Below are 24,685 nucleotides of genomic sequence, written 5' to 3' on the forward strand. Positions count from 1 at the left end.
AGTATGGAATTAAAAGTGAATAAATTAATGTTTTTTCTATTATTACCTTTTGTTGTGCAATGCCAAACTAAGACAAAGGAAGAAGGAAAAATAAATCAATCTAAAACGGAAATATCCGAAAAGAATAATAGTATGGTTGAAAATGTATTAACAAATCAATTACAGTTAGGAGCGAATCGATACAATGATTGTTGTGAGCTACCTAAAGAAGAATTTCATAAAGAAGATTTAGAAGCAAGCGCAGTTTTAATTGAGGACATTTTGAGAAAAAATGGATATAAAACACCAACAGAAGAACAATTTGTTTCAAAAATAAAATCAGTCTTTGGAAGAGTTCTAGACCCGAAGTCTCCTAATAATTACCTATATGTAAATTATTTTGATAAGTGTGATCGAAAATTGACCTACTTTAAAAACAACGGAACAGAGTATAATGGAACCTATATCGTGAAAAATAAAGGTATCATAACCGATTTATATGCTGTACCAGAAATTGTAGACTATAGAAAAGCATTTCCAAAAATTGCTGAAACAGAAAAAAGTATAGCCAAGAAAACAAAAGATAGTAAAGGAGAAATGGTATCCATTGAATTATGGAAAGATCTGGAGGATAGAACAGATAATGCCAATTTGTCAAGAGCCCGTAAACAAAACATTACTACAATTGTTGCCCGTAATATGTATCTTTTCAATGATAGTAAAGCACACGGAAATTGGCTGGTAATGAATGATAAAGGATTCGTTAGAACTCTAGTAATAACATTTGGTTATACAAAAGATGCTAAGTTTAATGAGCTAGTAATGAGTGATTATTTGAAAGACTCAGACAATAGTAAGATGAATAATGGAGATGTTGGAGACATTATTGTAGTGAAAAACTGTAAAGATGAACTAGAAATAAGAGCAGAATTATTACAGTATATCGAAGAGACAGCTTCAAAAGAAAATAGTAAACTAATTAGAGGACTAGGATTCTATTTAACCAAACAAGCTCAAGGAACGAAAGCTAAATTAACAAAAGATGAGGTTAGAAAAGTATATGCCTATTTTTCTAATTATTATGACGAGTTATACATCAAAAATGATCAACAGGGACTAAACATAGATTTCTACCCCAATACATTAATGGCTCAATTATTAGCAAGAGACAAAGGAGCAGAGGACTATATTAAAAGTAATAACTACTTTAATTTACCGAATCTGAAAAAAATAATAGATTACGCAAAAAAAGAAACAATCTACGAGTAATATATATGGCCAATAAAAAACCCTTACTATTTCTAGTAAGGGTTTTTGTTTATCAGTAAGATTCTAATAAAGATTAGTATCTATAGTATTCTGGTTTGAATGGACCTGCAACCTCTACACCAATGTAAGCTGCTTGATCATCTCTTAATGTTTCCAATTCTACACCTAGACGAGCTAAATGTAAAGCGGCAACTTTTTCATCAAGATGTTTTGGTAACATGTAAACATCATTGTTGTAGTTTGCACTATTTTTCCATAACTCGATTTGCGCTAAAGTTTGGTTTGTAAAGGAGTTACTCATTACAAAACTTGGGTGACCTGTAGCACAACCAAGGTTTACTAAACGACCTTCAGCAAGGATAATAATATCAACACCGTTAATAGTATATTTATCAACCTGAGGTTTGATTTCAACTTTAGAAGCACCATGGTTCTTGTTTAACCAAGCCATATCGATTTCGTTATCAAAATGTCCAATGTTACAAACAACCGTTTTATCTTTCATTTTTTCAAAATGACTTCCTAGAACGATATCTTTATTTCCAGTAGTAGTGATGATAATATCAGCAGTAGCGATCACAGTATCTAATCTTTTTACTTCATAACCGTCCATTGCAGCTTGTAAAGCACAGATAGGGTCAATCTCAGTAACTGTTACAATAGAACCAGCACCTCTAAAAGAAGCAGCAGTACCTTTTCCAACATCACCGTATCCACATACGATTACTCTTTTTCCAGCCAACATTAAGTCAGTAGCACGACGAATAGCATCAACTGCACTTTCTTTACAACCGTATTTGTTATCAAATTTAGATTTAGTAACAGAATCATTAACGTTGATTGCAGGCATTGGTAAAGTACCATTTTTCACTCTTTCATAAAGACGGTGAACACCAGTTGTTGTCTCTTCAGATAAACCTTTGATACCAGCAACTAATTCAGGATAACGATCAATAACCATATTCGTTAAATCTCCACCATCATCTAAAATCATGTTTAGTGGTTGACGATCTTCTCCGAAGAATAAAGTTTGTTCAATACACCAGTCAAAATCTTCTTCGTTTAAACCTTTCCAAGCATAAACTTGAATTCCAGCAGCAGCAATAGCAGCAGCAGCTTGATCCTGTGTAGAGAAAATATTACAAGAACTCCAAGTAACTTCTGCACCAAGAGCGATTAATGTTTCAATTAATACAGCCGTTTGAATAGTCATGTGCAAACAACCAGCAATACGTGAACCTTTTAAAGGTTGCTCATCTTTATACTCTTTACGAAGTGCCATTAAACCTGGCATCTCTGCTTCAGCCAATTCAATTTCTTTTCTTCCCCATGCTGCAAGAGAAATGTCCTTTACTTTATAGGCCACAAATGGCAATGTTTTTGAACTCATGTGTATATATTTGTATTAGCAAAAATTTTGTCGCAAATTTACGGAATTACTTTTATTTAATTTTAACACGACATCTAAATTGTGAATTTATTAATATAGAAAAATAGTAAAAATTCAATAAAATCAATTTACAATTAAGAAAACAATACTAATTGAATGCCAATATATAAAATCATTACATTAAATACTGATACAAAGGTCTTAGTCTGGAAAATAACTGAAACCTTTGAAGCGCTTTATGGTGGATTAGAATTAAATCAATCAAATTGCAATAGAATTGAATGTATGAAATCAGATGTTCATCAACGTGGTTTTTTGAGCGTCAGAAAATTATTGGAAGCTATGGGATATTCTGATTTCGATCTATTTTACGACGAAAATGGAAAACCACATTTGAAAGATGGAAAACATATATCCATAACCCATTCATTTGGTTTTTCAGCAATCATCGTAAGCAATGAAAGTGTAGGGATTGATATTGAGTTAAGAAGAGAAAAGATAATGAAAATCGCCAATAAATTTATTGGACACGAATTCGAATTTTTAGACTCAACCAAAATTAAAGAGTACATCCGCAAGCTTACCGTAATATGGGGAGCAAAAGAAGCCATCTACAAAATGAATAGTATAAAAGGATTAAGCTTCAAACAACACATTAATGTCGATTCATTTATAACAGATAACAAACAAGGAACTGCTACAGTTATAATGGATGAATTACGTAAAAAGTATAAATTCTACTTTGAAGAAGTAGAAGATTTCACACTAGTTTATGCCTTAGAATCATAAGATAAAATCTAATATTTTATGAAAAGATAATACAACAATAAGGCGATCAGAAAAAGTTCCGAGTATATTTACAGCAAAATAAATTAAGAGCAGACCTACAATATGATTGATTTTTTCTTAGAAGCATATCAAAATAAAAGTTCAACCGATATTATACTGGAAATAATCACATTTGTTTTTGGAATATTGAGTGTTTATTATGCCAAGAAAGAAAATATCTTAGTTTATCCCACCGGTATTGTTGCAACCATAATCACAGTATATTTATTATATAAAGCCAGTTATTTTGGAGATATGACCATGAACGTATACTATTCTGTGATGAGTATATACGGATGGTACAACTGGTCCAGGAAAAAAGATGATGAATATTTAGTGCCAATTTCCCGAACCAATACCAAAGAAAAATTAATAGGAATCCTTTTCTTCTTTCTTACCATTATAGTTACGTATGGCGTATATCAAATTTTTGATTATCAAATTGAAACTGAAAATTATATTGATATATTTACCTCCGGACTATTTTTCACAGGAATGTGGTATATGGCCATAAAAAAGATTGAAAACTGGACCTTATGGATCATCGGGGATTGTATAGCAGTACCCCTATATGCCTATCGAGGTTTAGGAATTCTATCATTGCAATATATAATCTTTACAATTTTAGCAATACAGGCTTATTTGGCATGGAAGAAAATATTAGACAACAATCTACCAACATCATAAAAGTTGCTTTTTGTGGGTTCAATCCATTAGGAAGAACTCATCTATTAGCTCAAATCGAACTATATTTTCAGGATATAAAAATCTTTGAAGCTATATCGGAGAAAGGATACGAAGAAATACAAGCAAGTGATTTATGTATCCCTGATTATATTAAAAAAGATAAATATGATTTAGTGCTATTATTCCAAGAGTTAGATCTTGATGATCGTAAAAAAAGACTTTTAGAAGAAATCAAAACCACTTTTATAGATTTAAAACAACCCTATATCTTAATGTCAGATGAAGAATCATCATTTGATAATATAAAGAAAATTATAAAACGATTTAATATTGCAAAGCAAAAAGGATTCTCGACACCCGACTATATTCAGTTGTATCAATATGGTGTTTGTGTAGAAACAATTATAAAGCAAATAGCGATATTTAAAAAAGGAATAGCCAAAACAATTCTAGAGAAACCAGCCCTTGTTACAGATGGAATAGTAGGTTTTACAGAGGAAGAATTTCAAGAAAAAGCAGATTACTTTGATCTTAAAAAACAAGACTACAAATTACTTAAATTCGTTCCGGCCTCAGGTGCCGCAAGTAGAATGTTTAAGTTTCTAAATGAATTTCTGAATGAATTTAAGTTAGAAAAAGAAACAATAAATGCCTACATCAACCGAAAAAAAGACAATGCCCTTTCCTTGTTCTTAATTGGACTAGAGAAATTCCCATTTTATAAAAAAGTTCGAAAAAAAGTTCGAAAAATTTATCCAGAATACAATACATGGAACAGAGATAAGAGACGATACCATTTTATAAAAGTTTTATTATCAGAAGATTATTTCGACTACGCCAATAAACCAAAAGGAGTATTACCTTTTCATAGATACGATACCCAATTAGTTACTCCAATAGAAGAACATTTAAAAGAAAGTATATTCTATGCCGATACGGAGAAAGTAGCACACATCCATTTTACAATTTCGGAAATTCATCAAGACAAATTTTATAATGTTGTACAAAAGGTGAAAAAACGAATTGAAAACGAACTGGATTTAAAATTTGAAATTGACTATTCCTATCAAAACCATGCTACCGATACTATAGCGGTCAATAAAGACAATGAAATATTAAAAGACGAACAAGGTAAATTTATTTTTAGACCCGCAGGACATGGAGCCTTGATTGGGAATTTAAATGAATTAGATGCCGATGTTATTTTCATTAAAAATATTGATAATATAATTCAAAACCATGTAGAGAAAACCGCATTTTATAAAAAAGCATTAGCGGGAGTAATGATTCAATTGCAAGAGGTTATTTTTTCATACCTAGACCTTTTAGAAAATAAAAATATTACTGAAAAACAAATTGACGAAATTGTACACTTTATACAAGATCAATTGGGTGTAAATATTGGGACAGCATTTTCAAAATTCACTGTAGAAAATAAAAGAATCAGTTTGATAACGATGCTCAATAGACCCATTCGCGTATGTGGAATGGTAATTAATGAAGGAGAACCTGGAGGAGGACCATTTTGGGTAAAAGACAATACAGGAAATATATCATTGCAAATTGTTGAAGCCTCCCAATTCGATATAAAAAACCCAACTCAGAGTAAAATAATAGAGCAATCAACACACTTCAATCCTGTAGATTTAGTTTGTGGAATAAAGAACTATAAAGGTGAAAAATTCAACTTAAACGATTTTATAGACCATGAAAGTGGGTTTATTGTTCAGAAAAATAAAAATGGTAAAGATTTAAAGGCCTATGAACTACCAGGGCTATGGAATGGAGCAATGGCCAATTGGATTACGGTATTTGTTGAGGTACCATTGCTTACCTTTAATCCAGTAAAAACGGTAAATGATTTACTGAAACCAGCACACCAACCAGAATAATGGATCAGGAAAAAATAATTTCAGAACTGCAATTTAAAGCAGTACGCAGTAGTGGTCCAGGAGGACAAAATGTAAATAAAGTATCTTCAAAAGTAGTATTGTCATTCGATTTAAAAAATTCCAATGCACTGACAGAAGAAGAGAAAAATTTAATAGAGAATAAGCTAACGTCAAAGCTCACCAATGAGCAAGTATTGATTTTGAATTGTGATGAAGATCGAAGTCAGATCAAAAATAAAGAGATTGTAATTAAGCGATTTTTAAAAATCATAGAGGCAGCATTGATAATACCAAAAATTAGAAAAGCAACAAAACCCTCCAGAGCAGCAGTAAAAAAGCGTATTCAATTAAAACAAAGCCAATCCTTAAAGAAGGAATTTAGGAAAAAACCAAGACTAGAATAATTCGGTAAAATGAGATGCATTTTTTAGGGAAAAAGACGCGATTATTTGAATACTTTTTTTCTACTTTTGCAAAGTCTCAAAGGGGTGCTCAATATTGAGCTGAGATTATACCCAACGAACCTGGGCAGGTAATGCTGCCAAGGGAAATCAAGACCATATCGAAGTGATTTTCAGTATGGATCTAGTTGAATTTAGATTAATCATATTTTTATTAACACAGAATAATTACCCCTTTTATTCGTAACTTATTTACGAATGAAATTTTTATTCAAACAAAAGGGACAAGCCTCTATTAATTCAAGGCCATGTGTTCCATCTCAAAAAAGGAAACAAGCGGTAACCACGCTATTAGTTTTGACTTTTTTACATACTTCAATTGTTTTTTCTCAAGAAGCACCAATTCAGGACACAATCAAAAATAAACAAGTTGATTTAGAAGAAGTACTAGTTTCTGCAGTGCGTGTTACAGCACAAACCCCTGTCACATTTAGTAATTTAAGCAAGAAAGAATTATCAAAACGAAATCTAGGGCAAGATATTCCTGTTTTGATGAATTATTTACCTTCCGTTGTAACCACAACCGATGCGGGGAACGGAGTAGGATATTCGGGAATTAGAGTGCGAGGAAGTGATGCAACAAGAGTGAATATTACAATCAATGGCATTCCATACAACGATTCAGAATCCCAAGGAACATTTTGGGTAAATATGCCTGACTTTGCATCTTCCGTACAAAGCCTTCAATTACAAAGAGGAGTAGGTACTTCAACCAATGGATCGGGAGCCTTCGGTGCGAGTTTGAATATGTCAACAGATGCGACATCAGAAAAAGCAAGCGGTGAAATTTCTAATTCATTCGGAAGTTTCAATACCCATAAACATACCGTTAAATTCAGTACTGGAAAATTGAATGAACACTTTGAATTGGCAGGCCGACTTTCGGTAATAAAATCAGACGGATATATCGATAGAGCATCCTCAGATTTAAAATCATATTTTTTACAAGGAACCTATATTGGAGAAACAAGTTTTATTAAAGCATTAGTCTTTGGAGGAAAACAAAGTACATATCAGGCTTGGAATGGAATTGATGCAGCAACATTGAAAAATAACCGACGATATAATTCTGCCGGCGCTTATACCGATGAAAATGGAAACGCCCGTTTTTATGATAATGAAACCGATAACTATAATCAGGACCATTACCAGTTACATTGGAATGAAAGATTAGGCAATTATTGGAGTACAACCCTTGCCGTTCATTTAACCAGAGGAAAAGGATATTATGAAAATTATAAAGAAGACGCGAAATTTTCTGCCTACGGTTTATCAAATGTTGTGATTGGAGGAGAAACAATTACCAAAACAGATTTGGTAAGACGTAAATGGTTAGACAATTATTTTTATGGAACAACCTTCTCTGCAAATTATAAAAAAGACAAATTAGATTTGATTTTAGGTGGAGGATGGAACAAATACGAAGGAAATCATTACGGAAATGTAATTTGGGCTAAATACGCTTCTAATGGCGAAATAGGAATACGTTATTATGATGATGACGCAACGAAAACAGATTTCAACTTTTTTGCTAAAGCAAACTATCAATTAACAGAACAATGGAGTCTATTTGCAGATATGCAGTACCGTACTATTCGATACAAAGCAGATGGAGCAGAGACCGGTTTAGTAAACGACCGTTTTAATTTCTTTAATCCAAAAGCAGGATTGACATTCACGGTAAATGAGTTCAATAGTATTTACTTCTCATACGCAAGAGCAAACCGCGAACCAAGAAGAAATGATTACGAAAGCGGTAGTGTGAAACCAGAGAAATTAAATGATTTTGAATTAGGATGGCGTTATGCAACAGCAAAAACAAAACTAAATGTAAATGCCTATTACATGCGATACAAAGACCAATTGGTATTGACGGGAGAATTGAATGATGTGGGAGCACCAGTAACGACAAATAGTGGTGATAGTTACCGTTTAGGATTAGAAGTAGATGCCGTTTTTGCATTATCAAATCAATGGTCCGTAAGACCCAATATTGCATTAAGTGATAATAAAAATATAGACTTCTATAATGCAGAAGGAGAAACACTAGTGAATTTAGGAAAAACGAATATCGCTTTTTCACCAAATATTGTGGCAGCCAATGCATTTAGCTATATGCCGAATCAGAATTTACAATTCTCTTTCCTCTCAAAATTTGTAGGGAAACAGTATATGGGGAATATTGATGTATCCGATTCTAAATTAGATAGCTATTTTGTAAATGATTTAAATGTTGTTTACGAGATCCAAACGAAAACGATATTCAAATCGATTGTATTCACAGGATTGCTAAATAATATATTTGATGTAAAATATGAATCAAATGGATTTTATGATCCAGAATATGGACCGGGATACTATCCACAAGCAGGAATTAACTTCTTAGTAGGAATGCAATTGAAGTTCTAAAGAGATAAAAAAAGGGAGAAGATCAAGTTCTGATTTTCTCCCTTTTTCTGTACATAAAAAGTGAATAATTAAAGTTTAATTATAAACACGAATTAAGTTATCATTTAAAACTTGTACACGATAAGGTTTTAACGGATATTCTCCTGGACCAACTCCAGTAAATAAGCTATATTCTTTATCGTCACAAGGGCATTTTGCATTTACACCATGAATGGTTAGTGTAGAACAATCAGCAGGATATTGATTAGGACAACTAGCCTCAAAAGCACGATAATCAGTAGTGCTAACTTTCATCACAATTATACCTTTTACACCTACAGCATTTTGATTAATATAAATTGGATTTATTGGACTATTAAGTCCACTGTATAAAGGAAGATTTGTATTGATGTCAATAGAAAAAGAATAGTTTGGAATATACGGATTATTACCTCTGGCGCCATCTTTAGAACAACCGGACAAAACGCATATAAGAACTATAAAAAGGATGTTTTTCATTTTATTAAAATTTATTGAAAGAGTAGTTTAAACAAAATTAATTTAATTAACTTTGACTTTATATATAATTAAGCATAAATATAGACTGAAATAAAAAATTAATATCTTTGTAGAAAGAAATCCCGTTCCGATGGGATTTTTTCTATTTATATAAACGATGAAATTATGAGTAAAGTATCATATTACACACCAGAAGGATTAAAAAAGTTAAAAGAAGAATTAGACTACCTTAAGAGTGTTATGCGTCCAAAAGCTTCACAAGACATTGCGGAAGCAAGGGATAAAGGAGATTTGTCTGAGAATGCAGAATATGACGCAGCAAAAGAAGCGCAAGGATTATTGGAAATGAAAATTTCTAAAATGGAAGAGGTATATTCAAATGCAAGATTGATTGACGAAACACAATTAGACAATTCAAAAGTATTGGTATTATCAAATGTTAAGATTAAAAACCAAGCCAATGGAATGGAAATGAAATATACTTTAGTAGCAGAAAGTGAAGCCGATTTAAAAACCGGGAAAATCTCTGTAACTTCCCCTATTGGAAAAGGATTACTAGGGAAATCTGTTGGTGAAGTAGCTGAAATTACAGTGCCAAACGGAACATTGAAATTTGAAGTACTTGAAATCTCTAGAGACTAAACTCCAATTAATAAATAAAAACGATAAAATAGTATGGCTTCTATATTTACAAAAATTGTAAACGGTGAAATCCCTTGTTACAAGATAGCAGAAGATGACAATTATTTAGCTTTTTTAGATGTAAATCCTAATGCAAAAGGACATACATTATGTATTCCAAAAGTAGAGATCAATAAGATCTTTGATATGGATGAAGATCATTATTTAGGACTAATGAAGTTTTCCCGTAAAATAGCAAAAGCATTAGAAAAGTCTGTTCCATGCAAGCGAGTAGGAATGGCAGTAGTAGGGCTAGAAGTTCCCCATGTACATGTACATTTGATTCCTCTGAATGAAATGAAAGAAATGACTTTTCAGCATAAAGTAAGTTTGTCGAAAGAAGAATTTGAAAACGTAGTATTAGAAATTCAGAAGAATTTATAATTCAATATAAATCAGAACAAAGAGCCCAAAACTTCCAGAAGTTTTGGGCTCTTTGTATATAAGGAAGCTTATTTTTTGGAAAGCAAGTCCGTTTTCTTAAATACAATCTGAATAATTGTACCCTTATTCAATTCAGAACTTAGGACCTTTATTTTTCCTTTATGATATTCCTCAACAATTCGTTTAGTCAGGGATAATCCCAAGCCCCAACCTCTTTTTTTAGTGGTGAAACCCGGTTCAAACACACTTTTGAACTGATTCTTTGGAATCCCTTTTCCAGTATCCTGAACTTTTATTTTGATAAACTTCTCAGAATCTTCCATAATGACGTTTAACTTTCCTTTCCCCTTCATGGCGTCAATAGCATTTTTGATGAGGTTTTCAATCGTCCAACTATGTAATGTAGAATTTAATGAAATTAGAATAGGATAATTTGGTGCACTAAAGGTAAATTCAACCTGTTTCGAAAAACGAGACTTCAGATAATCAAACGACTGCTCAGTTTCAGAAATAATATTCCTTTTCTCTAAAATAGGTTCCGAGCCAATTTTAGAAAATCGATCTGTAATAGTTTGAAGTCGAGTAATGTCTTTCTCGATTTCTGTTATAATGGTCTCATCAACATTGTCTGCTTTCATGATTTCCAACCATCCAATTAAAGAAGAAAGCGGAGTGCCAATTTGATGAGCAGTTTCTTTTGCCATACCAGCCCATAACTTATTTTGAGTAGCCACCTTGCTCGCACGATAAAAGTTAAATATCAGTAAACCAAAAAGGAAAATAATCAGGAATAAAGCAATAGGATAATACTTTAGTTTATTCAGTAAAGAAGAATTCCCATAGTACAATAATCGATACTTATCCGAATCATAAGAGATTTTAATAGGTTCATTTTCTTTTTTAAACTGTTTTAGGATCCTTTTGGAAAGGATAGAATCATTAATGACACTTTTGTCAATATTTCTTCCATCAATAATACTGTCCTTACTACTAGTTAGTAAGAGAGGAATTGTAGAATTGTAATTTAGAATTTTCAGGGGTAATTCGACTTCCGTAAATTCACCAGCATTCAAAAGTGATTGTTGTGCTTCCGCCCAAATCTCCATTTTCAAACGCTCATCATTTTTAAAAATCTGAAAAAAGTTGTAAGTATTCCAAAGAATTAAAGCGATAACTAGAAAAGAGGCAACAATTAAAACCCAACGAGTAATATTTTTTTTCTCTGAAAATTGCATAAATCTATTTTAAAGGATAAATATAGTAAATAAATAGTTTTGGGGGGAAATAGGAGAACGGAGTATAGCTCAGATTGTTGTAGGAAGAGAATTTTTAGAAGGTAGATTTAAAAGACTATCATTTCCAATACAATTTCATACTTTTGTTTAAAACAGAAAAAGATGATTAGCCTAGAGCCAAAAGATATTTCACCATTACAATTACAAGCCTATTTACAAGGAGCAGTTTCACCACGACCTATAGCATTTGCTAGTACAGTTGATGAAGAAGGAAATCCAAATTTGTCTCCATTCAGTTTTTTCAATGTATTCAGTTCAAATCCACCGATTTTAATTTTTTCTCCAGCAAGACGAGTGAGAAACAATACCGTTAAGCACACTTTAATCAATGCGAAAGCAACAAGAGAAGTGGTGATTAATGTGGTGAATTATGATATTGTACAACAAACATCATTATCCAGTACCGAATATGCTGATGGAGTAGATGAATTCCTGAAATCAGGATTAACACCCATACCATCCGATTTAATTAAGCCTTTTAGAGTAGCAGAATCTCCAGTACAATTTGAATGTGTTGTAAATGATATTATCAGTTTGGGAACAGAAGGAGGCGCAGGAAATCTGATTATTTGTGAAGTAGTAAAAATACATGTGAATGAAGCTGTTCTAGATGAAAAAGGCGGGATAGACCAACATAAAATTGACCTCGTATCACGCATGGGTGGAAATTGGTACTCTCGAGCGAATGCAGGAATGTTTGAGGTAGAAAAGCCGTTAACTACTTTAGGAATAGGGGTGGATCAAATCCCTGATTTTATAAAAGACAGTGGTTTTTTCTCAGGAAATGATTTAGGAATGTTAGGTAACGTAGAATCTTTGCCAACGAAAGAAGAAATTAATATCTTTGTAGAAGGAAATTTTGCAATTAAAGCAGTTTTGAGTTCTGACGATAATGAGAAATTGTATTTAAAAGCAAAAGAATATTTATATAAACACGACATGCTTTCTGCTTGGAAAGTATTGTTAGCAAAACAATAATTATGGAAGTTACAGGTAAAATCAAAATGATTGATGAGACTAAAACTGTCGGAGCTGGCGGATTTAGAAAAAGAGAATTGGTAGTAACCACAGAAGAGCAATACCCACAGCATATTCTTGTGGAATTTGTTCAGGATAAATGTGATTTATTAAATAATTATAAAGTAGGTGAGCCTGTAAAAGTATCGATCAATTTAAGAGGTAGAGAATGGGTTAATCCTCAAGGAGAAACTAAATATTTCAATGCTATTCAAGGATGGAAAGTAGAGAAATTACAATCTGAAGCTCCATCTCAAATGCCTCCTATGCCTGCGGCAGATGCATTTGAACCAGCATCAAACTTTAAAGAAGAAGATCACGACGATTTACCGTTTTAGTATATGATCAAGCCTCAAAGTAATTTGAGGCTTTTTTTAATTCATATTGATTATATAAATGTATTTTTTGACAGACGAATTGTCTTTCCCTCCAGTTTCTTTAGCTTCAGCTGACGGCCTTATTGCTGTGGGTGGAGATTTATCTGTAGGAAGAATAATGCTAGCCTATAGGTCAGGAATTTTTCCATGGTTTGAGGAAGAAGATTCTATTATGTGGTGGAGTCCAAGTGATCGAATGGTTTTATTTTTCGATGAACTGAATGTTTCTAAAAGTATGCGTAATATTCTAAATAGAGGAATTTTTAAAGTTACCTTCAATACAGATTTTAGAACTGTAATATCAAATTGTAGTGCTGCAAAACGCGAAGGACAACAAGGTACTTGGATTACAAACGACATGATTGAGGCCTATTGCAAATTACATGAATTAGGTTATGCAAAATCTGTAGAAGTATGGAAAGATGATATTTTGGTAGGTGGATTATATGGTATCGATTTAGGTCATATATTTTGTGGCGAAAGTATGTTCTCAAAAGTAAGTAATGCTTCTAAGGTTGCTTTTATATACTTGGTAAAACAGCTTCAGCAAGAGAATTATCAGTTGTTAGACTGTCAGCTATACAATGACCATTTAGATAGCTTAGGTGCAAGAGAAATACCTCGTAGTGCATTTATGAGGATATTAGCAGATAAGAATTCAGCCCATTAATTATAATACCTCCTTTTCTTTAGAAAGATAATCGCGCTCCAATAATATTATACCCAAAAGTACGGGAAGCACTAAAGTTAAGTTTGTATTTTTTTATCTCATTCGACTCCGTATTGCTCTTTTTGATTTTGCTTTGAGCAATATTTTTACCAATTAAGTACCCCATAACAAGTGCAATTGGATAATCTGAAACCCAATGCACCCTGCTCTGTACCATTTCATAGCTTAATACGCCAATTAGCACGAAGCCCACGGGTTTTATCCACTGGACTTCAGGATAATTACCAGAAATGACATAAAGTGCAGCAGTAGCGGTCATTAAATGACCCGAAGGCATAGCATCATAACTAGGAGTGTTTTTTCCATATTCGGCAAAACTTGGAAATGGTCTCCATGCACCACCTGGATTCCCATTTTCTATAGCGGGAGTTGGACTTTCTCTACCCGTAATACGTTTTATACTTTGGCTGAATACCCCTGAAACAGCAAGGCTTTCAATTAACCCTGTAGCAGTGTTTAAGGATCTATAATCATTATTGATTAATCCATAAGTAGCAAAACCCATACTAAGAAGGATAGGCGTAGTTCCGTTTCCAATAAGGTATATTCCGGAAGAAATATCCGATGGTATATTGCTTAAAGGGCCAAAGTTTTTATATCGGTTGGTGTCATTTAACCCGATACGCTCTCCCAAACTCCTAGCATTGTCTAATAAGGTTTGATCAGCAGGAATCAGAGCTGTAGTAGCAAATGTAGCCGTTCCTAATGCCATTAAATTTTCAGTTTGTATCATATCGCTCAAAACATTACCCAAATCTTTTGGTAAACAGGTAACGATATCATAAATCTTAGGTTTTTTATAGGTATACGTTTCTGTATCCGAAATCGTATAGACTTGATATTCCGAATGGTTTATTTGTGCCTGTGAGAACTGAGCAATCAATAAAAACAACAAACTTGTAAGAGTTATCTTAGCCATTTTTTATTCAAAGGTACCGTCTTTTTTAATTTGTAAAAAAATAAAAATCTGTTAAAAAAAAGTTAATAGTCAAATTTCGAACTAATTATGAAATAGCTTGGAAATAATCAAAACTGTTAAAATTAGTAACTTGACCATTCTATTTATGAATTTGGATGAGTTTTTGTCCAGCATTCTTCGATGTGATCATTTACCATTCCAGTTGCCTGCATGTGTGCATAGATAACGGTTGAACCTACAAATTTGAATCCTCTTTTTTTCAAATCTTTACTAATTGCATCGGAAAGAGGTGTAGTTGCTGGTATATCCGAGAGGCTTTTAGGATTATTCATAAGAGGTTTACCATTCGTGAATCCCCAGATATATTTTGAAAAGCTGCCAAATTCTTCTTGAATCTTAATAAAAGCATTTGCATTAGAGATGGTTGCTCTAATCTTTAATTGATTGCGTATGATTCCAGTATCCTGTAATAATTCCTGAACTTTATCTTCACTGTAAGATTTAATTTTTTGATAATCAAATTGATCAAATGCTTTTCTGAAATTTTCTCTTTTGCGTAGAATGGTAATCCAGCTCAATCCAGCTTGAAATGTTTCAAGGATTAAAAATTCAAATAATTTATCATCTTCATAAACAGGAATACCCCATTCTTCATCATGGTAAGCTTGGTATAAAGTATCATCTTTACACCAACCACAGCGTATTTTAGATTTCATCTTTTTCTTCTATAAATTTATCAATTACATAATGCCCTAAATAAATCATAGGAGTTAAGGCAATGGCTATGATGAGCTTGAATGTATAACCTGTTAATCCGGCGTTAATAAATACATCCGTTGTCATTTTTCCGGGTAACCAAAAGGCAATTCCTAATACCACAAAAGTATCAATTAGTTGAGAAATTACAGTGGAGCCCGTACTTCGAAGCCAAATCATTTTCTTTCCGGTTTTATTTCTGAAAAACCAAAATATGGAAACATCAATCAATTGAGAAAGAATAAAGGCAATGATACTACCAACAGTAATCCACATACTTTGACCAAAGACGGCATGAAATTGTTCATCAGTGACCACACTTATGCCCTTGGCCGCCGGAATAGCAATAGCAAAGAAAAGGAGTACAAAACAATACGCAATCAAACCTGTTGTAATTAACGTTAGTTTTTTGACACCATTACGGCCAAAATGCTCATTAATCAAATCGGTTGTTAAGAAAACAACCGGCCAAGGTAAGATGCCTATGCTCATGACAAATGGGCCAATTTGAATTAGCTTACCGCCTATAAGTTCGGCTACAACGGCATTCGTAATAAATATACCAGCAAGTATAACAAATACTAAGTCTTTTCGGGTCTTAAACATGGAATGAAATTAGAACATCCAAAATTACATTTTTTTAATTTTAGTTGTAGATGTTAGGCTAAAAAATACAATACAATTGAGACTAGAGGTTAAGCAATAAAATAAGACATAAAAAAAGAGTCTCAATTTAAATTGAGACTCTTTTATATATAGAAAAGAAACTTTAGATTATCCTAAAGCAGCTCTTTTGAAACCTGTAACGATTAGATCTTTATCAATAGATTTAACGTAAGCGGCAACGCTTAATTTGTTGTCTTTGATATAATCTTGGTTTACTAAAGTGTTGTCTTTGAAGAAACGTTGTAATTTACCTTTAGCGATGTTTTCCAACATAGCTTCTGGTTTTCCTTCTTGACGTAACATATCTTTAGCGATTTCGATTTCTTTTTCGATAGTAGCAGCATCAACACCAGCCTCATCTAAAGCGATTGGAGCCATTGCAGCAGCTTGCATAGATACATTTCTTGCAACTTCTTCTCCACCTTCTACATTAGCAGAAAGAGCAGTTAAAGTAGCGATTTTATTTCCAGCGTGGATATAAGAACCGATGAAAGCACCTTCAAGTCTTTCGAAAGAACCGATTTCAATTTTTTCTCCGATAACTCCTGTTTGCTCAATTAATTTATCAGCAACAGTCATACCGTTGAAGTCAGCAGCTAAAAATTCTTCTTTAGTGTTGAAGCTTAATGCTAGGTTAGCTAAATCTTGAGCTAATTTCACGAAAGATTCGTTTTTACCTACGAAGTCAGTCTCACAGTTAAGTGAAATAACAACACCAGCAGTTTTGTCAGCGTTAACTACAGCGATAACAGCTCCTTCAGTAGATTCTCTGTCAGAACGGTTTGCAGCAACCTTTTGACCTTTTTTTCTTAAGTTTTCAATTGCTAAATCGAAATCACCATCTGCTTCAACTAATGCTTTTTTGCAGTCCATCATTCCTGCACCGGTGATTGTTCTTAATTTATTTACGTCTGCAGCAGTAATATTTGCCATTTTATGTGTCTTTTTAGAGTTAAAAAAAAAATAAGTCGTTATGTTGACAATGGTTACAAAAGTAACTATCCATCAGCACAACGACTTTATCATAATGTTATTATTATTCTTCAGTAGAAGTTGCAGGAGCTTCAGTTGGAGCTGCTACTTCTTCAGCTGCTGGCTGTACATCTTTATTGTCAGTATTTCTTTCAGAAAGACCTTCGATAACTGCAGCAGTAACTAAAGATAAAACTTTATCGATAGATTTAGAAGCATCATCATTTGATGGAATTACAAAATCCACTTCTCTAGGATCAGAATTTGTATCAACCATTGCAAAAACTGGAATGTTTAATTTTTGAGCTTCTTTTATTGCGATATGTTCAGATTTGATATCTACTACAAACAACGCAGCTGGTAATCGAGTCATGTCTGCAATTGAACCTAAGTTTTTCTCAAGTTTTGCACGTAAACGATCTACCTGTAAACGTTCTTTTTTAGAAAGCGTATTGAAAGTACCGTCTTTTTTCATTCTGTCAATCATAGCCATTTTTTTAACAGCTTTTCTGATTGTTACAAAGTTAGTTAACATTCCACCAGGCCATCTTTCAGTGATGTAAGGCATGTTAGCAGCGGCAGCTTTTTCAGCTACGATATCTTTTGCTTGTTTTTTGGTAGCTACGAATAGTATTTTTCTACCTGATGCAGCGATTTTTTTCAAAGCTTCGTTAGCTTCTTCAATTTTTGCTGCAGTTTTATATAGATTGATAATGTGAATTCCATTACGCTCCATATAGATGTAAGGAGCCATGTTTGGATCCCATTTTCTAGTCATGTGTCCAAAGTGAACACCTGCTTCTAGTAATTCTTTTACTTCTACTTTGTTTGCCATTTTTTTGTAATAGTTTACGTTCCGTTGATTAGCAATGTTTAAGTGGCGATAGAATCGGCCTTAACCATTTAGATGCTAAACTAATTCCCACCTCAATGGGGTCAACAACAACTTGTTTTTTAAATTCAATAATAAATGAACCAGGTTTTCTTTTCGAAATCCAGGAATAATATTAACGTTTAGAGAATTGGAATCTCTTACGAGCTTTCTTCTGACCGAATTTTTTACGTTCAACCATTCTTGGGTCTCTTGTTAATAAACCTTCTGGTTTCAAGATAGCTCTGTTTTCAATTTCTACTTCACACATTGCGCGTGCAATAGCCATTCTTACAGCTTCAGCTTGTCCTGTTGTTCCTCCTCCGTATACATTTACTTTAATGTCAAAGTTAGTTGCATTCTCAGTCATAGCTAGAGGTTGCATTACTTTGTACTGTAAAGTTGCAGTAGGGAAGTAAGTTGTAAATTCTTTTTTGTTTACCGTGATAGTTCCAGTTCCTTCTGAAACATAAACACGTGCAACAGCGGTTTTTCTTCTACCGATTTTGTGAATAACTCCCATTACTTTAGATCGTTTAAATTAACGGTTTTAGGTTTTTGAGCTGCATGTTTGTGCTCAGTACCTACATTTACATTTAGATTACGGAATAATTCTGCACCTAATTTATTTTTAGGTAACATTCCTTTGATTGCTTTCTCTACAATGATTGCAGGGTTTTTTGCCTGTAATACTTTTGCAGTTAAAACTCTTTGACCTCCTGGGTAACCTGTGTGACGGATGTACTGTTTGTCATCTAGTTTATTACCAGTTAGGTTGATTTTTTCTGCGTTAATAACGATTACGTTATCTCCACAGTCCACGTGTGGTGTATAACTTGGCTTATATTTACCTCTTAATAGCATAGCCACTTTTGAAGCAAAACGACCTAAGTTATGACCCTCAGCATCAACAACAATCCACTCTTTTTGAGCAGTGGCTTTGTTCGCTGAAATTGTCTTGTAGCTTAATGTGTTCACAATAATTTATTTTAATTAAACATTCCATCCCCAATAAAGGGGTTGCAAAAGTACAATTATTTATTTTAAATACAAACACACATAAAAGAATATTTTAAGTGTTGATTATCAGAGTAGAATTGTTTATTCCTAAGATTGGAATTGGAATGCAATGTAGACAATTTGAATCGAATTCGTCTAATCGTTTGTAAATTGTAGAAAAATAAATTTTTTTCGAAGTAAAAAAATAAAAAAAGCAATCCTAAAAAAGAGTAATTTTTCAGGATTGCTAATAGAATGTAGCGATTATAATCATTTAATTTTGTTTAAGAAACAATAAATAAACTAGCAATGGCAACCGCTTGATCGCCTGATAATGGTTCATCATACGCTTCACTTCCTGCATCTGCACCAAATAATGTTGCTGTATTATATCCCGCTTGACTTGTAACTTCTTCTCCATTATAAACGGCTTGTGTAGCTTCGGGCATTCCTGCACCACGTTGATTCCCTTGAATCCAACCTCTTAATCCTCGAAGTCTTCTTACTTCTGAGGCATGACGTGCTTCCACAGAATGTATTTGTAATGCAGCAGTGAGTAAACTTGGTGAACTAATTAAGTTAGCTGCCTGTCCTTTATAAGCTCTTACTCCTGTATCTTCAAAAGCCTGAGCTAAAGCCATAAATTGTGCGTAGGCAGTTGCCTGACCAGCCCCATTTTGATTGAAAGGATCAAATGCTCCACCTACAGTAAAATCAAAAGTAGGTTTCTCTACAAAATTAGATGGGCCTAATCCAGCAATTAAGAATTCAACATGCGCTTTTTCATGTTTAGCAATTTGCATAAAAACTTTTTCGTCTCTTCCTCCTGGTGGAATTACGCCAGATTCTAATCCTAAGCGATAAAACTCATCTTCTAAATATTCTAAGGTTAAAGCAAGTTTTAAGGCCGATATTGGAGTTCCTGCAGAAGATTGTGCTCTTGCTTTTTCCGGAGCTAAAGCCATAGCACCCAGTCCAAATGGAATAGAAGCCAAAGCAAAATCTTTTCCGATTTTCTGAAATTGACTGAAACTATTACGTCGGGAGCCTTTACTATTCATTAAATTCTCATTCGTAAATGACTCTAAAAAGGTTAATATATTCATGATGATAAATTTAGTGTTAGTAATTAAGGTAAGCTGTTTGCTGTAAAAGGAGTAGTGATGAATTGTTTTGCAATACCTAAAATCTCCGAAGGATTTTTGGCGACATCCAAGCCATTGATTGAATTGACAATATCATCGCCTGCAAAACTATTAGAGTTAGGATTAATCAGACTTCGAATGGCAGAAGCATGTCGAGCTTCAACCGATACAATTTTACCTGCCAGCAATAAATACTCAGGATTTGTAATAAGTTTCCCAGCACCGTTATAAGCAGCGACTCCAGTATCTTCTAAGGCCATTGCTGTAGCTAATACCTGATCTCTGTTACTAAAGTTGAGTGAACCATAATTAAATTGCAGAGTAGGTAATACTTTGTTTATATTTCCTGCAGCGGCAGTAATGGCTGTTTTAAAGAAATCACGATGAATTAATTCATGGTGGTAAAGATCAGTAAACAATTGTTTTTCTATTTCTGAGATGCCGCTATAGAAAGAATTGACAACCTTAGTATAAAAATCGGCTTCCAGTTGCTCTAAAGCATAAGCATAATTTAAAACACCCAAATCACCACTTCCTAAATCAAAAATACCATTCATGGAATCTGACGAGTCATCGTCATTGTTACATCCCATAAGTAGTAAACCAGTTCCAGCCATAGCGAGGCCGCTAATTTTCAAAAAACTCCTTCTGTCCTTGAATGAGGATGGTTTAGGGGTTTCAACCGTTAATACATTTTTCATAATTTAACAATTAAAAGGTTAATAATCGGTAATCTTTATAGTATTGGTAATACTTTGTACTTACGGAATCTTTGCAGTTCTGGTTTTTTAATATAGAGCGTATAGCTTGTTTTTGTTGATATAAAGCACTTGTATAGAGGTGTTTTGTTGGGATATGTGTAATTCACTGGGAATTAGGTTATTGAAATTTGTTTGATGTGTGTGTTTTTAACAAAATGACTCTTTTTTTGTTAAAAATAACATAAGTCGATTTTTTGTTGAAAAGAAGCAAGAATACCTTCTTTATACACTAGAGTACCACTATTTCTTTAATACAATAAGGTGTTGTGAGGGTATTGCTATTTTTTATTACTTTACACTTTATTATTTCAAGAACAATCGAAGTGAACTATGAAGGCTAAAGCAACCCTTAAACAAATCGCAAAAGAATTAAATGTTTCTATTTCTACCGTTTCAAAAGCGTTGAGTAATAGCCCAGAAATTAGTGAATCGACGAAAGTAAGAATACAGGAATTTGCGAAGCTAAAGAATTATAAGCCAAACAATATGGCTATAAATCTGAAGAATAAAAGAACAAAAACAATTGGGGTTATTGTCCCTAATATTTTAAATTCCTTTTTTGCAAAAGTGTTTAGTGGAATAGAAAAGGCAGCCAATGAAAAAGGATACCATGTGATTACCTGTATCTCAAATGAATCACATGAGAAAGAAGTGTATATTATGGAGATGTTGAGTAATGGAACGATTGATGGCTTCATCCTTTCGATTGCCGAAGAGACACAAAAAGCTCAGAAATTCAATCACTTTACAGAAATAATTAATCAAGGAACACCTATCGTAATGTTTGATCGTATTTCCGATCAAGTGGTATGTGACAAAGTGATTGTAGATGATTTTGATTCGGCTGTAGATGCTACAAATTATTTAATTCAATCAAATTGTAAGCACATAGCACTATTAACCACGATTGATAATCTAAGTGTTGGAAAACTTAGAGCAGAAGGATACTTTGAAGCTTTAAGAGCAAATAATATTGCGGTAGATGAAAGCATCATTATCCGTACAGAATCAAATGAAGATTTCGATATTAAAATTCAAGAGTTATTCAATCAAAAGAAAATCGATGGTGTTTTTGCGTTAGATGAACATGCTTCAGTAACGGCAATGAAAATAGCTGTTCAAAGAGGGTATAAGATACCTGAAGAATTATCTTTAATAGGCTTTGCCGATGGCTTATGGTCCCGTCGTTTAACACCTTCTTTATCAACGGTAAGTCAGCATGGTATTGAAATAGGTGAAGCTGCGGCAAAATTACTGATGGAAAAGCTAGAAGATCAATCCGAAGAAGGATTGGGTTATAGAACACAGGTTGTTAAAACGGAATTGCGTAAAAGAGATTCAACGAAAAAAATGTAAATTATTGAATCTATTCTTTTTTAAGCGTATTGCTTATTCCTCCTTGACTTAGAATCATTGTATTGGTTGTAAAAGTCATTTCTACACCCGCTTGATCGAATATAAATATATTTTCGCTGGTTGCTGTGAGTGGAAACTCCCCTTGACCAGAAGCCTGTGCAATCAAACCTCCCTCTTTTTGTTTAATCAAAATTTTCAAAGGAAAGTTTTCGGAACTGTAAGTACCCACATATTTTGCCAGAATTTCTGGTTTGACTTTAACGGTGGTTAAATTTGGGAAACGATAGGGCATTTTGTACAATGTGCTTAAAATACCTAGAACAATATCATTGTTGTTGTAATTGTTACCATTCGTAAGGAGAGCAAAACTAATTTTGTCTGAAGGATAATATCCTAAAGAAGATATAAAAGCTTCAGTTCCGCCATTATGACCATAAAATCGTCGTTCACCAAAAGGAAAAGTCAGGATTCCTTTACCGTAATTATCTTCCAGTTTTTTCATTTCTTCAAATGATTTAGGAGTCATTAATTTACCATTGAACAAGGCATTAATAAAAATATTCAAATCGGAACCAGTAGATTGAATACCACCTGAAGCAAATACAAAAGAATTGTCCCATTCTTCAAATTTATTCCATTTGTTATTTTTAAAAGTATAAGAATAGGCTTCGTTTCTGGAAGAGTTTATAGTAGAATAGTATTGTGTATTTTGCAATCCAATTTTTGAGATGATTCGATCTTTAATATTATCGTCATAGGATTTTTTGGTAATGTCTTCAATGATATAGCCCAATAACATATAATTAGAATTGGAATAATCTCCCTTAGAATTTGGCTCGAAAACGGAAGTGTAAGAGCTGATCTTTTCTACGATAGCTTCTTTGCTTTGTGGTTTCTTATCTGCGTTGAATTCTTTGTCGTTAGTGAAGTTATAAATACCACTGCGATGATTTAATAAGTTGCCAATTGTTATTTTATCGGCGTTGGGAACTTTAGAATAGAATTTAGCAAGTTTCGTATCCAATCGGAGTTTACCTTCATCGATAAGTTGAAAAATAACTACAGCGGTAAACATTTTTGTAATCGATCCAATTTTATATTTGGTGTCAACATTGGCTTTTATCTTTTTATCGACATCGGCAAAACCGTAGGCTTTATCAAAAACAATTTGTCCCTTATCCATGATAGCTAATGATCCCATGAATTTATCATGACTATTCAGGTAGGTCAGTAAACTGTCAATTTTGGTAAAGTGAGTGTTGTTCTGAGCTAAACAATTTGCTGCAAAAAAGAATACAAACAAAGAGGAAATTAGTCTTTTCATAATTTTGAATAAAGGAATAAATAACAAATCTACAGTTTTTTGCTCAATATAATTTGAAGTATAATCTGAAAAATTACATTGTTGTTATTGTTGATTATTGTTCCAAATCAAGGATTTCATCAACAATTTGAGAGCATTTTTCAGCCCCTTTATCATTTAAATGATCGGGATCGAAGAAATCATCTTCATTAAATCGGGAATCCTTAAATAAGTTTAAATAGCTAGCATTTGTGTTGTTATCCACAATAGCAGTACAAGTTTCAAAAATTGAAGCAAGTTTAGTCTGGTTCACCCCTGAGGCATACGCAGATGAAACAGGCATAGTTACCAGTAAAACTTTGATGTTTTTTTCATTGCATTTTTCAATGATTGATTGTATTCTTTTGGTATTTGCAGTGAAATCACTCAAACCATCTTCATGTTTCACAACCGTTATTTTTGCAATTTCAGGAATATTATTCATTCGATTTTGATAGGAATAACCCGTTCCCCAACCTTTTTCATTACACTGTACAATAGTTTTATTTTTATAGTACTCCTCTATAGTATTCAAAGACATTTTGAATGATCGTGTGGTTGCTAAGCTGTATTGTTTTAAGTCATAAAACTGGATGATAGGCACATCTAAATTCATTTGTGCTTTATAGAAATATTTCCGCCATACATCTTCCGATGTATTTGGTTTTTGACTGAGACTGGTATATTCAACATTAAGGATCACATACTTTAAATGGGGTAAGGAATCAATGTGCTTGTGGAATAATAATTCATCAAAGTATAGCGATTGGCTAATGTTTGAAATATTGAAAGTTTTAGGTGTGAAAAAATCAGGATTTAATCCATAAAAGGTATGTGAATTACCAAAAATAAGGACCTCGTTATTCTTATAATTATTCTGAATATTTTTATTCTTTACCGTATAATTATTGGGAACAAATCGATAAAAAGATTCAACAAGCATTCCTACCATTAAAATGGGGATGATAAAGAAGATTATTTTGGAGAGGAATTTTTTCATT

General features: G+C 33.1%; 26 protein-coding genes. 12 read left to right on the forward strand and 14 right to left on the reverse strand.

Going from position 1 to position 24,685, the window contains the following annotated elements; genetic code table 11:
• The first annotated feature begins 3 nt into the window (after positions 1-3).
• Positions 4-1,248 carry a hypothetical protein gene (locus P6733_RS13195; RefSeq protein WP_306353373.1) on the forward strand — a complete coding sequence of 415 codons (1,245 nt, stop codon included), beginning with the start codon at positions 4-6 and terminating at the stop codon, positions 1,246-1,248.
• A gap of 73 nt (positions 1,249-1,321) precedes the next feature.
• Here the strand turns inward: P6733_RS13195 and ahcY are convergent, their stop codons facing one another.
• The gene (ahcY, locus tag P6733_RS13200; RefSeq protein WP_306353374.1) at positions 1,322-2,638 is read right to left on the reverse strand and encodes an adenosylhomocysteinase; all 1,317 of its coding nucleotides are present in this window, start codon (positions 2,636-2,638) and stop codon (positions 1,322-1,324) included.
• Between the two features lie 156 nt (positions 2,639-2,794).
• Here ahcY and P6733_RS13205 point away from each other — a divergent pair, with 156 nt between their 5' ends.
• The 5 genes from P6733_RS13205 to P6733_RS13225 all read left to right on the forward strand — a co-directional run bounded on the left by P6733_RS13205 (position 2,795) and on the right by P6733_RS13225 (position 8,915).
• The gene (locus P6733_RS13205; RefSeq protein ID WP_306353375.1) at positions 2,795-3,427 is read left to right on the forward strand and encodes a 4'-phosphopantetheinyl transferase family protein; all 633 of its coding nucleotides are present in this window, start codon (positions 2,795-2,797) and stop codon (positions 3,425-3,427) included.
• Positions 3,428-3,529: 102 nt separating this feature from the next.
• On the forward strand, positions 3,530-4,153 hold the full coding sequence (gene pnuC / locus P6733_RS13210) for a nicotinamide riboside transporter PnuC (RefSeq protein ID WP_306353376.1): 624 nt from the start codon (positions 3,530-3,532) through the stop codon (positions 4,151-4,153).
• On the forward strand, positions 4,114-6,045 hold the full coding sequence (locus P6733_RS13215) for a DUF4301 family protein (protein WP_306353377.1): 1,932 nt from the start codon (positions 4,114-4,116) through the stop codon (positions 6,043-6,045). The genes pnuC and P6733_RS13215 overlap by 40 nt, the downstream gene beginning before the upstream one ends.
• Positions 6,045-6,449, forward strand: a complete 405-nt coding sequence (gene arfB / locus P6733_RS13220) for an alternative ribosome rescue aminoacyl-tRNA hydrolase ArfB (protein WP_306353378.1) — start codon at positions 6,045-6,047, stop codon at positions 6,447-6,449. The genes P6733_RS13215 and arfB overlap by 1 nt, the downstream gene beginning before the upstream one ends.
• A 255-nt stretch (positions 6,450-6,704) precedes the next feature.
• Positions 6,705-8,915, forward strand: coding sequence for a TonB-dependent receptor (locus P6733_RS13225; protein WP_306353379.1), 2,211 nt, complete (start codon positions 6,705-6,707; stop codon positions 8,913-8,915).
• Between the two features lie 75 nt (positions 8,916-8,990).
• Here the strand turns inward: P6733_RS13225 and P6733_RS13230 are convergent, their stop codons facing one another.
• Entirely contained in the window at positions 8,991-9,413 is a 423-nt protein-coding gene (locus tag P6733_RS13230) for a Rieske (2Fe-2S) protein (RefSeq protein ID WP_306353380.1), read from the reverse strand.
• 165 nt (positions 9,414-9,578) lie between these two features.
• Between P6733_RS13230 and greA the strand changes: the two genes are divergently transcribed.
• Together greA and P6733_RS13240 are read left to right on the forward strand one after the other, a co-directional pair.
• Positions 9,579-10,055 carry a transcription elongation factor GreA gene (gene greA / locus P6733_RS13235; RefSeq protein ID WP_306353381.1) on the forward strand — a complete coding sequence of 159 codons (477 nt, stop codon included), beginning with the start codon at positions 9,579-9,581 and terminating at the stop codon, positions 10,053-10,055.
• Between the two features lie 33 nt (positions 10,056-10,088).
• A complete protein-coding gene (locus tag P6733_RS13240) occupies positions 10,089-10,478 on the forward strand; it encodes an HIT family protein (protein WP_306353382.1) in 390 nt (129 codons plus the stop codon).
• Positions 10,479-10,546: 68 nt separating this feature from the next.
• Here the strand turns inward: P6733_RS13240 and P6733_RS13245 are convergent, their stop codons facing one another.
• On the reverse strand, positions 10,547-11,713 hold the full coding sequence (locus tag P6733_RS13245) for a sensor histidine kinase (RefSeq protein ID WP_306353383.1): 1,167 nt from the start codon (positions 11,711-11,713) through the stop codon (positions 10,547-10,549).
• A gap of 162 nt (positions 11,714-11,875) precedes the next feature.
• Here P6733_RS13245 and P6733_RS13250 point away from each other — a divergent pair, with 162 nt between their 5' ends.
• The 3 genes from P6733_RS13250 to aat are packed head-to-tail and all read left to right on the forward strand — an operon-like array spanning position 11,876 to position 13,837.
• Positions 11,876-12,751 carry a flavin reductase family protein gene (locus P6733_RS13250; RefSeq protein ID WP_306353384.1) on the forward strand — a complete coding sequence of 292 codons (876 nt, stop codon included), beginning with the start codon at positions 11,876-11,878 and terminating at the stop codon, positions 12,749-12,751.
• Positions 12,752-12,753: 2 nt separating this feature from the next.
• Entirely contained in the window at positions 12,754-13,128 is a 375-nt protein-coding gene (locus P6733_RS13255; protein WP_306353385.1) for a DUF3127 domain-containing protein, read from the forward strand.
• Between the two features lie 58 nt (positions 13,129-13,186).
• Complete coding sequence (gene aat, locus P6733_RS13260; RefSeq protein ID WP_306353386.1) at positions 13,187-13,837, forward strand: leucyl/phenylalanyl-tRNA--protein transferase; 651 nt, start codon at positions 13,187-13,189, stop codon at positions 13,835-13,837.
• 19 nt (positions 13,838-13,856) lie between these two features.
• Here aat and P6733_RS13265 read toward each other — a convergent pair whose 3' ends face one another.
• The 9 genes from P6733_RS13265 to P6733_RS13305 all read right to left on the reverse strand — a co-directional run bounded on the left by P6733_RS13265 (position 13,857) and on the right by P6733_RS13305 (position 20,926).
• Positions 13,857-14,816, reverse strand: coding sequence for a phosphatase PAP2 family protein (locus tag P6733_RS13265; RefSeq protein WP_306353387.1), 960 nt, complete (start codon positions 14,814-14,816; stop codon positions 13,857-13,859).
• 143 nt (positions 14,817-14,959) lie between these two features.
• The gene (locus P6733_RS13270) at positions 14,960-15,532 is read right to left on the reverse strand and encodes a DNA-3-methyladenine glycosylase I (RefSeq protein WP_306353388.1); all 573 of its coding nucleotides are present in this window, start codon (positions 15,530-15,532) and stop codon (positions 14,960-14,962) included.
• On the reverse strand, positions 15,522-16,178 hold the full coding sequence (locus P6733_RS13275) for a queuosine precursor transporter (protein WP_306353389.1): 657 nt from the start codon (positions 16,176-16,178) through the stop codon (positions 15,522-15,524). Before P6733_RS13275 ends, P6733_RS13270 begins: the two co-directional genes overlap by 11 nt.
• 168 nt (positions 16,179-16,346) lie before the next feature.
• Entirely contained in the window at positions 16,347-17,171 is an 825-nt protein-coding gene (gene tsf, locus P6733_RS13280; RefSeq protein WP_306353390.1) for a translation elongation factor Ts, read from the reverse strand.
• Positions 17,172-17,274: 103 nt separating this feature from the next.
• Positions 17,275-18,045 (reverse strand): 30S ribosomal protein S2, encoded by a 771-nt coding sequence (gene rpsB, locus P6733_RS13285; RefSeq protein WP_306353391.1) that lies wholly within the window; start codon positions 18,043-18,045, stop codon positions 17,275-17,277.
• Positions 18,046-18,217: 172 nt separating this feature from the next.
• The gene (gene rpsI / locus P6733_RS13290) at positions 18,218-18,604 is read right to left on the reverse strand and encodes a 30S ribosomal protein S9 (RefSeq protein ID WP_306353392.1); all 387 of its coding nucleotides are present in this window, start codon (positions 18,602-18,604) and stop codon (positions 18,218-18,220) included.
• Entirely contained in the window at positions 18,604-19,059 is a 456-nt protein-coding gene (rplM, locus tag P6733_RS13295; protein ID WP_306353393.1) for a 50S ribosomal protein L13, read from the reverse strand. Before rplM ends, rpsI begins: the two co-directional genes overlap by 1 nt.
• A 305-nt stretch (positions 19,060-19,364) precedes the next feature.
• Entirely contained in the window at positions 19,365-20,186 is an 822-nt protein-coding gene (locus P6733_RS13300) for a ferritin-like domain-containing protein (RefSeq protein ID WP_306353394.1), read from the reverse strand.
• A 23-nt stretch (positions 20,187-20,209) separates the two neighbouring features.
• Positions 20,210-20,926 (reverse strand): ferritin-like domain-containing protein, encoded by a 717-nt coding sequence (locus P6733_RS13305; RefSeq protein WP_306353395.1) that lies wholly within the window; start codon positions 20,924-20,926, stop codon positions 20,210-20,212.
• Between the two features lie 390 nt (positions 20,927-21,316).
• On the opposite strand from P6733_RS13305, the gene P6733_RS13310 reads away from it, so the two are divergent.
• A complete protein-coding gene (locus tag P6733_RS13310; protein ID WP_306353396.1) occupies positions 21,317-22,342 on the forward strand; it encodes a LacI family DNA-binding transcriptional regulator in 1,026 nt (341 codons plus the stop codon).
• Between the two features lie 10 nt (positions 22,343-22,352).
• Here P6733_RS13310 and P6733_RS13315 read toward each other — a convergent pair whose 3' ends face one another.
• Both P6733_RS13315 and P6733_RS13320 read right to left on the reverse strand, forming a co-directional pair.
• Positions 22,353-23,666: a serine hydrolase domain-containing protein gene (locus P6733_RS13315; protein WP_306353397.1), complete on the reverse strand. Its 1,314-nt coding sequence runs from the start codon at positions 23,664-23,666 to the stop codon at positions 22,353-22,355.
• Positions 23,667-23,760: 94 nt separating this feature from the next.
• Complete coding sequence (locus tag P6733_RS13320; protein ID WP_306353398.1) at positions 23,761-24,684, reverse strand: hypothetical protein; 924 nt, start codon at positions 24,682-24,684, stop codon at positions 23,761-23,763.
• Position 24,685: the final 1 nt, after the last annotated feature.

This window comes from Flavobacterium aerium (assembly GCF_030766725.1).
In the GTDB taxonomy this organism is placed as follows: domain Bacteria; phylum Bacteroidota; class Bacteroidia; order Flavobacteriales; family Flavobacteriaceae; genus Flavobacterium; species Flavobacterium aerium.